Genomic DNA, 13,681 nt, shown 5'->3' with positions numbered 1-13,681 from the left:
AGTTGGCGGTTTTCAGTTTGCAGGCTGGGGAACATCTGACAGTTGTTTTGATAATTCCCAATTGATTATTATATAAAACAGGATAAGCTACTCATCACCGGGTAGCTTATCCTGTTTTGGGGCGACATGTTTTACTTTTTTTGCGCCGGGATAAGTTCCTTTAGCTTTTCGTTGCCGTTGATGGTTTTTAAACCTTCTTCGTAGCCTATCATAAAAATTTCATCCACTGCATCGGTATCAAAAATACCGTAACCACCTAAATCGTGTGGCTCAATAACTATATCGCACAACATTTTGTGGGTGTTAAGCCCCGAGTTGATGGCTATCATGGCGGCCCTGTCAACCAGGTTACCAAATGATTTGATAGAGGTAACCACCGGTAAATGGTTACACGATGATCCAATGATCAGGTCGCAATTACCCACTAACGGCTCGACAGGGAAATTATTCAGGATACCGCCATCTATATACATCCGGTTGTTGATTGTGATAGGCTTAAAAATTCCGGGTAAGCAGCACGAGGCCAAAACCGCCATGTCCAGCTCGCCATCGGTAAAGTAAACCAGCTTTGCTTCGCCCAGGTCGACAGCGGAGACGGTGATGCGCGTTTGGAGATTTTCGAAGGAATTATGCGGAATATATTTTGATATTAAAAACCGGGCTTTTAATATCGAGATCAACCCATCGCCACCAAAAGACGGGCGCAAAAGTTTAAGCAGGCTGTTGTCTTTAATCAGCTGCAATATTTCTTTTGGCGCATATCCCCCGGCAAAAAAAGCCGCGGCTATTGCTCCTGCACTTGTGCCCGATATATGCGAGAATTTAATACCATAATCTGTTAGCGCCTGCATTACACCTAAATGCGACACGCCCCTTACACCGCCACCCGAAAGTGCCAGTCCTATTTTTTTAGCCTTACCTTGATCGATACCTGAATTCATTGTGTATTTTTTTGCGCGCCTTATTGCCTGGCCCCCAATATTTGGGCGCCAGGCAATAAGGCTTACTTTAGTTCAAATAAGGTTAAAAATTTTGTCATATCATATTTTTATATGTTTTAACGGGGCAAACGCATCTTAAGTGGGTTAACATAACTTAACACATTTCAGATAAAATACTTTCAAGTATTTGATAGTCAATATCTTATATTCAATCATGGTTAACACTAAATTTAGCCTTTCACGTGTGAGTACAACATCCCGGAAAAAAATTCAGGCTAAAAAATGAGATTGCCGGGAATTGTAGTTACAGCAGGTTGTGATTGGATGCCGCCCCATTGCCAAACCGGTAACTAATGGATATTTCATGCGTGGCGTTGTTAAAGCCGCCCAAATTGGCTGATGAGGTGCCAAACTGGTAGCTGTAGCCTACATGGAAAGCATTCATATTTATGGTAACAATGCAGGCCATTGCGTTATCGGTGTTGTAGTTGATGCCAATGCCCAATGCCTGTTTCATGTACAACGTGCCGGATACATTAACCACAAGCGGCACGCCTTTGGCGTAGGCAACCAATGTTGCCGGTTTAAATTTAATATCCTCGCTGATATTGGTGAGCAATGCTCCCGAAAAGTAATAGTGGCTCCTGAAATTGGAATTGTTTTGTATAGATGCAGTACCCAAACTGGTTATGGTAAGCTCGGGCGCCGAGATTCCCAGGTAATACCAGTCGGTATAATAGATTACGCCAAATCCAATGTTAGGTTTGGTTCCCCGCACATCATTCCTGAAGGTGGGGTCGTTGGAATCCAATGATGAATAATTGGCCGTATAGTTACGGATACCGCCATTGATAGATACCGCTAAATAACTGTAGGGGTCCAGTTGAATCCCTTTTGCAAAATAGGCATTTACTTCGGTCTGGTGTTCTATTGCCAGCCGGTTGTCAAACACAATTAATCCGGCTGCGCCGTCAATAGATTCGATAGGCAGGTTTCCGTTGATGAGGTAGGTTACCGGCGCTCCGTCTATCCCCACCCACTGTTTACGGGCCAGGGTATGGATCGATCCGGCTTTATCCAAAAGGGAATAGGCCGGGTTAAAGGGTGTTAGGTTATCAATGTACTGGGTATAACTAAAGGCTTGCTGCTGGGCACAAGCACTGTGGCCTGTTACTATAAGTAACAGGCACAGGCTTAATGTAACAAGCAGGGAAAACTTGTTGTTATCAATCTTATTCATATCCCGCATCATGCCGCGTTATCAGTATTTAATGATGATGAAACCGGTTTTATGTTTATTTTCTTCGCCTTTCTTATATTCCAGCGTGTAAAAATAGGTGCCGGGTTGCTGCATGGTACCGCTGATGCTGGAGTGGCCGTTAAATACATTGGAGCTGTTATCATAGCCTTTTGCTTCAAATATTTTAACACCACTGCGGTTCATGATCGTTAATTTATTATCGGGGTAGGCTGTTAATCCGTCTATGATCAGCACATCATTAATACCATCCCCATTTGGCGAAAGGCCCTGGTGTACTACAATTCCTTCGTTAATTATGTCGCGCTGCGGTGGAGCTAAGGCCAGCGGGGCGCTCTTGAATGACATGGAGCCTGCTGAAGGTTCTGTCCCGTAAATGAGCTGGCCTTTATAATAAACCGTAATGTGGTTATTCTCCTTCATCACATCTTTGGCCAGGTAGGAGTAATCATTCAGCTCATTAAAGTTCGACCAGTCTGCTTTGACGATACGGTACAGGATATTGCCCGATGAACTTAAAGGATAAAGGGTGCCCACTGAGGAATTTACCGCAAGCTCCAAATAAGTATCGGCCCCGGTAAGCGCAGTACCTAATGATACAAAATTACCGCTGATGTTCCCGCTACCTTTTTTAGCATAATCTATCCAGTAGTTTAGGCTCTGCGTGCCGTCTTTGGTAAACCAGTAACGGGCAGTAATGTCGCCAAAAGCTACCGGTACATTCCCGGTATTATTAATGGCCAGGTAGGTGCTGATGGCATTGCCGCTGGTACCGGTGTTTTGGTTCTGGTAAAACACGTTAAGGCTGGTAAGCGGGGTAACGGCTGCCGGTTCGGTTCCCCATATCAGCATCCCGTTGCGGTAAAGCGTAATGTGGTTGTTATTAGCATAGCTGCCGGTATTGCTTTGGTAAGAGTAATCATCCGCCTCATTCAATAATCCCCAGTCCTGGTTGGCAAACCGCGATTGGATTTGCCCGGTATTACCGCCGGCACCCAGGTTGCCTGTTAGGGCAAAACTATAGTCGATGTAGCCCAGGGCACCATTCCGTGGCTGATCCAACGGAACATATTTCATTTTTACATTGCTGTTCCCCAGCTGGGCATAGTCTATCCAGGTATTAATGCCGGCATAATTCTCGGCCGTAAACCAGTAACGCATGGTTAATTCGCTGTAGGCTACACCAACGGAATCGGCATTCACTACTTTCAGGTAAGGGCGGGCTATGTTATTGGTTAATTGCCCGGCATCGCCATCCTGGTATTGTACCTGCAGGTTAAGCGGGATAACCGTCAACGTCCGGCTAAGCTTAGTATCTTTATAAGTTGCATTGCCGGGCTGGCTGGCTGTAATAATAGTTGTGCCGGTGCCAGTAATATGAACCAATCCGTTTGTTACCGTTGCTACACCCGTATTATTGCTGCCAAGGCTTACCGGCAGGCCCGATGATGCGGTGGCGGTAACATTAAAATCAGCATCACCTGGTCTTTTAGCAGGCAGGGCATTGAACGTAATTGTTTGGGCCAGTTTGTTTACCGTAAGGCTTTGGCTTACCGGACTTGCCGCAAGATAGGTAGCATTCCCGGTTTGCGAAGCGGTGATGTTTACTGTACCTGCACCTTTGATGTGAATTTTTCCATTTACAATGGTGGCAACTGTGGTATCAGCACTTACATAAGATGGCACCAGGCCTGAGCTTGCTACTGCGCCTGCATAGAAATCAGTATCGATAACAGTTTTAGGACTTAAAGTACTAAAAGCTATTGTCTGAGCTTTTTTAACTATGGTTAAAGTTTGATTCATCGATGTGGCCGCTTTATAACTTGTATTGCCAGCCTGCGAAGCGGTAATAACAGCTGTTCCTGCAGCTTTAATGTGAATATTTCCATTAACAACTGATGCGATTGTAGTGTCGGAACTGGCGTATGTTAAAGCAAGACCGGAAGATGCGGTAGCTGGCGGTGCAAAATCGGCATCACCCATTACTTTTTGTACAATTGGATTAAAAGTTATGGTTTGATCGCCCAGCAGGTCGGCAGCAATCTCCGTGGCGCTTAATGCCCGGCTGTATATCTTAAACCCATCTATCGAGCCCTTGAACATAGGATCGGCAGAAAACTGCGATTTTCCTAAATAATTGGCGCTTGTAGCACCCAGGGCCGATGGCTTGATACTGATAGCTGTAGATGAGGCTACCGAAGCGCCATTGATATACATGGTGCAGGTACTGCCCGACCGTGTTATGGCCAGGTTTGTCCAGGTATTGAGCGGAAAAGTATAATTAAAATTAAAGTTCTGCTCGGCAGCCGATCCGTTTTTAATCGCATAACGCACAGTTGATTTTCCGCTTACCACGGCCGCCTGAACGCTTAAAAACATATATTGGGTAATACTCGATCCAAAATCGAATACGCGCATCCAGGTAGTAATAGCATCCATTCTTACCCACGTAGAAATGGTGAAATCATTTAGCGTACTCATAATACCCGACGGAAGGGTGGCATATGAATTAGCTGTACCATCCAACAGGAGCGATTGGCCGTACTTGCCGGTACCACGGCTGGCTGTAGTTGCCAGTGTGGCATGGTTTGCGCTCCAGGCGTCAATCCCCTTTGTTCCGGCAGTTTCGTCAAATTTATAATAGTCGTTTTGGCCGGTATTTGGTTTCGCTACTACCTCTAAGCTGTTTGGGCTTTCGGCAGTACTGTCAATTGATGTAACCACATAAAAATAGGTATTCCCGTTAGTTACACCGGCATCTGTGTATTGCGTGGTGCTAACATTTGCAATAGTGGTATAAGGCCCACCCGAAGCTGAGGCACGCTTAACTTTGTAGGTAAAGTTTGATATCGGCACCCATTCTATGATGTTTTTAGCATCGCCGGCGGCAACCAATAACCCGCTTACAACATTACTTTGAACGGTTAAAACCAGGGTTGCTGTGCCGGTGGTGTTCCCGTCTGACGCGGTTAGTGTTACTGTAAACACACCCGTTTGCGTAGGATTGCCGGAAATTACCCCGGTACTGGTATTAATACTAAGCCCTGTAGGAAGCCCGGTTGCCGAAAAACTATTGGGCGATTTAATAGCGCCAACTGTATAGTTAAATGGCTTCCCAACCACAACAGTATCGGTTAAAACGCTGGTAATGGTAACAGGTACGGTACGGTCGTCCAATAATACCACATCATTTCCTGTTCCGCCTTTATAGGTTATCCGGAAATTGTATGCACCAACGGTAATCAGCGCCAGCTCGGGCAAATTTTTAAACGTTCCGGCGATTGCACTGGTACCGGTGTTATCTATAATAGTATAGGATGTACCCGAGGGCAGTGTTCCGGCAGTACCTGTTACCGACAATTGAGGAGAATTGGCCAGGGTGACACTGGTAGCTGTTATCTTATCTCCCGCAGCACTTCCCAAATCAATTTCGGCATTGTAGGTAGCATCAGATTTTAATGTTAAGGCTCCGGTTATCAGCGAACCGATGGCCTGGTTTCCGGGCTCAAGTATCGCACCTGTTCCGCTTCCGGTTCCGATAGTAACTGATCCTGAACCTTTACCGGTTCCGCCGAATGAACCGGTTGTAACCGTAAGCGCGCTGTTAAATACGCCGGACGACGGATCGTTATTCAGCAAGAATTTTCCGCCATTGATGGTTGTGGCGCCGCCATATGAATTATTGCCGCTAAAAATAAGTACGCCCGAGCCTACTTTTTCAACGTTCATTGAGCCCGACATAACGCCTCCAAAATTTGTATTAAGGTTTAATGCACCAATGCTGATTGTTGGGCTCCCCCCTGCATCTGTACGGATAGCCCCTCTCCCACTAAGCGCACCAAAACGGATGGTTCCTGTAGAGAACAGTATACCCTGGCAGTCGTTTCCGTTGGCGTCCAGGTTCCAGTAGGCATTGGCACTGCCCGATTGGGGAACTTCAAAACGCACCCGGTTGTTACCGCTGCGTAATTTGGATACAAAAGTACCGGTGAAATTGCTGTTATCGCCAAAAAGGTGTAGGCCTGCGTAAACGTTTCCATCCTGTATAATGGTGCCGCTACCCAAAAGCTTACCATACAGGTTTATGGCGTTACTGGTTTGATAAAAATAACTGGTTTTACCCGCAGCTATTTCAAAATCGTTATAAAAGGTTGCATCGCCATTTGCAGAGAACAATGCCCCACCATTCATAATAATTTTACCCGTGCCCAGCGGACCAGATGTTGGCGCCGAAGGCGTTCCTGTGCCAATGCCCGATACCTCCATACCGTATACAGGGGGCCAGCTTTGCCCGTTACCGTTTAGCGTGGTATTACCGGTATAAGTATTGTTTCCTGATATATAAAGATATCCTATGCCATTTTTAAGCAAACTTCCGTTGCCTCTTATGCCGCCAGTGAGGGATATAGTACCGTTGGTTACGGTGTTTACATTGAGTAAAGTATCCAAAACAATGGGCATGCTCAGCGTATGCGAGGTTGTAGCATTGTTAACCAGGTCATTCCGTAAACGAAGCGTATCGCCGGATATGTTGTAGCTATTTGCGCCAGCGTTAAATTGCATCCGCGAAACCGCAAGCCCTTTAATGTCATTAGTCAAAATGGTATCGGCCGATGCATTGAACATAACGATGGCCGGGCTTGCCGGGATAGCATTTTCTATCCAGTTGGAAGCCAGCTTTAATGAATCGGTTTCGGTTGCCGGTTTCCAGGTATACAAACCAGACCCGGGAACCCCGAATGCCTCGATCGAATTCGTGCTTTCTTTGGTTTGCCCTACTGACGAAACCACGTAATAATAAGGACTTCCGTTGCTTACATTTACATCGGCGTAACTGGTACCCGGCACATTGGTTACGATTGTATAAGGGCCACCACTAACGGTGCTTCTTTTTACATTATAGGTTGCTGCTCCGGAAGCGGTGGTCCAGCTTAAATCAATTTCTTTGTTTTTATTGACCACAGTGGGTTGTGCAGGGGCCGCAGGCGGAACTGAAGCAAAGACCTCGTTGGAGTTACCACTTTCCAGATTCCCGGTAAGGGCCGTAATAACATAATAGTTATTTACTTCGGGCACAGGAGAAGCATCAGTAAAGCTGGTACCGCTAACCCCTGCCTGGATTGTTGTATATGCACCTCCGGCGCTTAGCGAACGTTTTACCGAATAACCGGAAGCGTTGGCCGAAGCTGCCCAGGTCAGTTTAATTTGCGAAGCGTTAACCACCGATGCCGCGGCCGAAGCAGGCGCTGCGGGCGCCTGGTTATTGATAACGTTGAGGATGAGGGTTGCCGTACCTGTGCCGCTGGCATTGGTAGCTGCTATGGCAACTTCGCTTTGCCCTAAAGCAGTAGGTGTGCCGGAAATAATACCGGTAGCCGCATCAAGGCTAAGCCCGGCCGGCAAGCCGCTGGCACTATAAGAAGATGGATTAGCACCGGCGGTAATATTATAACTAAAAGGTGTGCTGATAGTAGCTGTTGCTGTGGTAGCACTGCTGATATCCGGAGAGCCGGCCGGCGCAGTTTGACTATAAGCTACATTGCTGAACGTGGCAGTATTGAGGGCCGAAGCATTACCAGAGATGGTATAAAACCCGGCGTACAAATCGGTTGGGAAACCTGTTGCAGAATACCAGCAACTAAGATTTGTCCAGTTAATACCGTCCTGCGAGTGGTAGGCGAATATACGCGTACCTACGCGTTCGATTTTTAACCACCAGGGGGCTTTGGGCTGCCAATGATTGCCGATACCGCCTGTAGCGTTGAGAAAAATATCCCAAAATGCGGAACCAGCAGCCAGCGATTGACGTAACATGACGCCGCAGCCGCCGGTATTGAGCGACATGCTGTTAACTTTTACCACCAGGCCAGCATTGCCGCTGATCTTTTTAAAATTGAAGCTGAAGGCATTACTGGTAGAAGTTCCGGCAGAATTAACTGTCCAGACCCCGTTATTCAACGAAGCGCTGCCTGCCAGCCCGGTATTACCGATATCCAGGTTGGTTACGTTACTCACCGCCTGTACATTATCGGCAGGGTAAACAACCGGCGTTAAAGGTGTGGCATGCGAGGTATCGGAAGATTTTAAATACAAAAACGAAAAACCATCTTCGCCTGCCAACGCCCGTATTTGCTCGGTATATGGTGTTGGGATGCCTTTACGCAGCGCATACGCTCCTTTAATAATATTGTTAAACGGATGCCTGTGAACAAATCCGGGAGGAATTCCCCAATTGGTCCAATAACTAGCATAGGCCCCGTATGGGATAAAAGATAAAGTACCGGCGGTCGACTGACTATATTGGCCATATAACTCGCCGATTTTAAGCAAACGATTATCAAATTCTGCAAACAGGTCAACCCCTTGTTTCCAGGCTACTTCGGCGCTCCACCCAAGCGCCTGGATCTGCTCAAACCAGTGGTCATCACGACCAGAGTCGCCTACTTCGCCGTTAGGTAAGCTATTCCGCAACCCGCCGCCTGCATCCATACGGTATACCTCAACGGCTTGCTGCCATAAAACAGGATCTTTTAAATAGGCCGATATACCAATTGCTATTGCAGTTTGAAGAGCCCCTTTATTAGCATCTCTTGTAGGGTAAGGCGACCAGGAAGTTGGAAATAAAACATTACGGAAATAATTGTTTACGTGCGTGTCATTAGCGGCTGTCCACCCGGGATAGGTGCTTCTCAGGATATCGGCTCCTACAACAAAATAAGCTACCCGGTCGCCAATATCCAGCATATTTTCTCCGCCACCCCAGGTGGTGTTGGTAACCGCCCATGCATCCAGCATATTGGTGGCTTTACGGGCGTATGTGGAATCGCCTGTAAAAACATACATGAACGCCAGGTTATGAATAGCGATCATATCATCCAGCCAGGCCGGGTTGTTTAAATTGGGTGCACGGGTTACCGTAGCAAAAGGCCCCCTCATTCCATAGCTCAACTGCGAATGTGAATCGCCTTTGAGGGAGTTATATCCCGTAAGCCAGGGCTCGGTATTCATATTGGCTTTTAGCTGAGTGAGGTCGGCCTGGGTGAAGGGGACACCAGGGCTTGCAAAGGTTTGGGCAATTACTTGGCCCGTCATGGCCGACGACAAAAGCAAGATTACCACCATTACTAAAAAATAAGTAACTTTTTTTCTCATATAATTTAATATTACACCGGTTTACGGATAGGTTGTTTAGCTTTGGTTATATAGATGTTTGGATAATACCGATACTCAAAATTTAGCTATTGTCTATTATAACCTATAGTTAGCCTTTGCCAATACATAGGCAATTCACTAAAATGTTAGTACAATAACTTTCCGGGATCCTCCCGTTTTGTTTTAGAAAATACAGTTTTCGTTTAACTCCCGATTAACACCGATCGTCTAAAGGCATGAACTGTAAGGTTTATTTGCTTATTGATTTAAAATCAAATGTCGGCCCTAAAATGGAGAGACAAGGGTGAACCAGCGACCAATTATAGGGGACAAAGCAACATTCGTATTGCTTTGCACCCTATTTTTCAGCGTGGTGTGAGGGAGTACTGAATTTCTGCTAAAAGCGATATTACCGGCAGATTCCGAATTTTAGCATATTTCGGTGAGGCAGGCCACAGCCTGAATTATACGATTCTTTGAGGGGATTAAAGGGAGAAGGCACCGGCAAGCTGCCTTCTCCCAAAAAAAACGATCTGTGTTAAGATGGCTTTGTGTTTAGTGTTAGGCGTTATTTGAATCAGTTGACAGATTGGTACCCTGCTGATTTTTCTTTTCCTTTTTTGTCAAATTTTGCACCATCGTTTCGGCCACTTCTATAAAAACCATTAGCTTTTCTTCGCTTATGCCGGTTTTGGCCATTTCGTTTACCTCTCTTACTTTCATTTCCACATATGGAACAGATTTTAAAGCATGCGGGGATAACGAAATCAGGTGCTGACGTTTATCGGCGGGATTGGTTTTTACGATGACGATCTCGCTTTCTTCCATCGAAAAAATGATATGAGCCACTCTGGATTTATCGATGTGCAACAGTTCGGCTAATTGATTTTGGGTGATCGGCGCTGGTTGTTTGGCCAGTATAAGCAGTACCTCAAAATGATGGTTTAACCGAATGGAAGACAGCTCCCTGGCGAGGTTCCTGGTATAAAAATAATTGATCAATCGTAAATTTTGCGATAGCAGTTCTGTGTTTTTCATTTGCTACTGTGCTATTTTGTTTTACCCGATGCTTTGTATTCATTGTGCTGGGCATGTGCTTCGGCAATATCATATTCCAGCTCCGGGTCGATATTTTGTGCCTCTACTTTCCGCGCCTTCTCCATTAACTCTTCGTGATGTTCCTGCAAATAGGCCAGCTGTTTTTTTCCGTACGAGAAACGGGTGAACAAAACAAAAAGCACCGGCACAATAAATATGGATATGGTTGATGAAGCTATCATGCCCCCTAAAACAGTTACTCCTATGGTATTCCGGGATTCGGCACCGGCACCGGTGGCCAATACCAGCGGCAATACACCCAAGATGAAAGCCAGCGAGGTCATGATGATGGGCCTTAGCCTCAGGCGAACAGCTTCGAGGGTGGATTTCACCAGCTCTTCGCCCCTATCAACCCTTATTTTGGCAAATTCAACAATCAGGATGGCATTTTTGGCGGATAGACCGATTAACGTGATCAAACCTATCTGCGCGTAAACGTTATTGGTGATGGTTGGCACCACGGTAAGCGCCAGGATAGCCCCAAAAGCGCTTATCGGCACAGCCAGCATCACCGAAAAGGGTACCGACCAACTTTCATACAAAGCCGCCAGGAACAGGAATACAAACATAATGGAGAACATAAAAATGTAAACCGTAGTCGACCCTGCTTTTAATTCTTCGTAACTCAATCCCGAAAATTCGTAAGTGTATCCGCGAGGTAACGATTTGGCAGCTAAAGCCTTTAATGCCTCAATTGCCTGCCCGCTGCTGTACCCCGGTGGTATAGAACCATCAACTTCGGCCGAGCGGAAGATATTGAAATGGGTAATGAGCGGTGCAGCTACTATAGGTTTGTAGCTGATCACCGCACTTAGTGGCAGCATTTGACCCGCTGAGTTGCGCACATAGTATTTGTTCATATTGGATATCAGCGCCCGGTAAGCCGTATCGGCCTGTACTACCACGTGGTAGGTTCTATTGTACAACGTGAAGTTGTTCACAAACAAACTGCCCATATAAGCCTGCATGGTAGAGAAGACATCAGAGATATTGATGCCCAGCTTCTCGCATTTTTCCCTGTCCACATTAAGCTGATAGCTTGGTGTATGTGCCGAAAAATAGCTGTAGGCGCCTGCTGTAGCGGGATTGGCTTTTGCTGCTGCCACAAACTTTTTAACCACTTTTTCAAACATGTAAATATCATCTGTAGAGTTACCCTGCTCAATTTGCATGCTGAACCCGGCCGCCTGGCCAATACCCCTGATTGGTGGCGGTTGGGCAACCACCACGTTAGCATTTTTGATTCCTGCTTTGGCGATTTTTTGTTTGATAACATTCATCAATCCCGGCACTCTTGTAGCCGGAGTGGTACGATCATCCCAGGGCGTGAGCATGCAAAACATGGAGCCGTTATTGGAGTTGGCACCACCATTCAGGATATTGAAACCCGATATAGCGGTATAATGCAGGATTCCCGGTGTTGATGCCACAATTTTCATGAGCTTGTTCATCACATTAACCGATTGAATGGTTGACGAAGCTTCGGGCAGCTGATAAGTTACATACAAACGGCCACCGTCTTCTGCCGGCACAAAGCCCGAAGGCTTCAGCATGAACAGCATGTAAGTACCCACGCAAATACAAACCAGCAGCACAATGATGTATCGTGCGCCTTTAATACTTTTGTGTACACCGTTGGTGTATTTAAAGGTTAGTTTTTCAAACATCCGATTGAAACCCCTGAAAAACCGATCGAGCCAGTTCGATTTATCTGTTACCGGTTTGGTAGGCTTCAACAATAAGGTACAAAGCGCGGGGGTTAAAGATAAAGCAATAAATGCCGATAGAATAACTGAAATGGCGATGGTGATAGCAAACTGCTGGTATAAACGCCCGACTATCCCCGGTATAAAACCAACCGGCACAAATACCGACGCCAGGATGAGCGCGATGGCGATAACCGGTGCCGAGATCTCTTTCATGGCATGATAAGTAGCCTCCTTGGGCGACATGTGCTGCTCGTCAATATAATGCTGCACAGCCTCTACCACAATAATGGCATCATCTACCACTATACCTATCGCCAGTACAAAACCGAACATGGTTAAGGTGTTAACGGTGAAGCCTAAGAGTATAAAAAAGATGAATGTAGCCAATATGGATACCGGGATGGCCAATATAGGAATCAGCGTTGAACGCCAGTTTTGAAGGAAAAGAAACACCACAATGGCCACTAAAATAAGTGCCTTAATTAAAGTGCCAATTACTTCCTGCATCGATACCTTGATAATGGTTACCGATTCAAAAGGTACCACGTAATCAACATCCTTGGGGAACGATTTTTTCAATTTGGCCAAAGCCGCATATACGTTTTCGGCAGTTTGCAGGGCGTTGCTTCCCGGCGATTGATAGATCTGGATGGTAGAAGCGCGGTTGCCATCAACAAACGCATTGCTGGAAAAGGTAAATTTACCCAGTTCAACCCTGGCCACATCTTTCAAATGCACTAACTGACTGGTGCCGGGGATGCTTTTCACGACAATATTTTCATAATCCTTCACCTTGCTGATCATCCCGTTAACCAAAATACCGGTTTCATAGGTTTGGGAAGCGTCCTGCGGTGGGGCACCAACCGAGCCGGCGGCAACGTACACGTTTTGCGCGTTTAGCGCGGCGGTTACATCGGCCGGGGTTAAGCTATAGGATGCCATTTTATCGGGGTTCATCCAGATCCGCATACTAAAATTATCGGTACGGGCGCTTACATCACCAACACCCGGCACACGTAATATGGCATCCTGGATGAAGGTACTGGTGTAGTTATCCAAAAAGGTAATATTATGGCTATGCTTTGGCGAGTAAATAGCGACCAGCATCAACTGATCGGGGTTACTGGCGCGTACGGTTAGCCCCAGTTTACTTACTACGGAAGGCAGCAAGGGGGCCGCTATCCCTACACGGTTTTGAACGTTTAGCGCAGCAATATGTACGTTGGTGCCTATTTTAAAGGTTACCCTGATACCCATGCTGCCGCTGTTGGTACTGGTGCTGGTCATATACTCCATTCCGGGCGTACCGTTTACCTGTTCTTCAATCGGTGTGGCTATATTTTGCTCCACGGTTTGCGCATCGGCACCCGTGTATGACCCGTTAACCGATACACTTGGCGGCGAGATATTGGGGTACTGATCAACCGCGAGGTTAACCAGGCAAATTACCCCGGCAATCATCAATACCAGCGATATTACGATGGCGGTTACGGGCCGCTTTATAAATGTATTTGAAATCATCC

The 13,681-nt window shown here is 46.3% G+C and carries 5 protein-coding genes; all 5 read right to left on the bottom strand.

From position 1 onward, the window contains the following. Positions 1-131: 131 nt before the first annotated feature. Positions 132-941: a patatin-like phospholipase family protein gene (locus tag AC1DU2_RS26800; protein ID WP_477363985.1), complete on the bottom strand. Its 810-nt coding sequence runs from the start codon at positions 939-941 to the stop codon at positions 132-134. Positions 942-1,245: 304 nt separating this feature from the next. Beyond that, complete coding sequence (locus AC1DU2_RS26795) at positions 1,246-2,181, bottom strand: PorP/SprF family type IX secretion system membrane protein (protein WP_477388250.1); 936 nt, start codon at positions 2,179-2,181, stop codon at positions 1,246-1,248. A gap of 21 nt (positions 2,182-2,202) precedes the next feature. After that, the gene (locus AC1DU2_RS26790; protein ID WP_477388248.1) at positions 2,203-9,351 is read right to left on the bottom strand and encodes a cellulose binding domain-containing protein; all 7,149 of its coding nucleotides are present in this window, start codon (positions 9,349-9,351) and stop codon (positions 2,203-2,205) included. 561 nt (positions 9,352-9,912) lie between these two features. Next, positions 9,913-10,389, bottom strand: a complete 477-nt coding sequence (locus AC1DU2_RS26785; protein WP_477388246.1) for a MarR family winged helix-turn-helix transcriptional regulator — start codon at positions 10,387-10,389, stop codon at positions 9,913-9,915. Positions 10,390-10,400: 11 nt separating this feature from the next. Further along, on the bottom strand, positions 10,401-13,679 hold the full coding sequence (locus AC1DU2_RS26780; protein ID WP_477388244.1) for an efflux RND transporter permease subunit: 3,279 nt from the start codon (positions 13,677-13,679) through the stop codon (positions 10,401-10,403). Positions 13,680-13,681: the final 2 nt, after the last annotated feature.

The sequence above is a fragment of the Mucilaginibacter sp. P4_C11 genome, assembly GCF_056402115.1.
The sequence above is the reverse complement of the archived record's forward strand: the minus strand, read 5'-3'. Positions and strand labels throughout refer to the sequence as shown.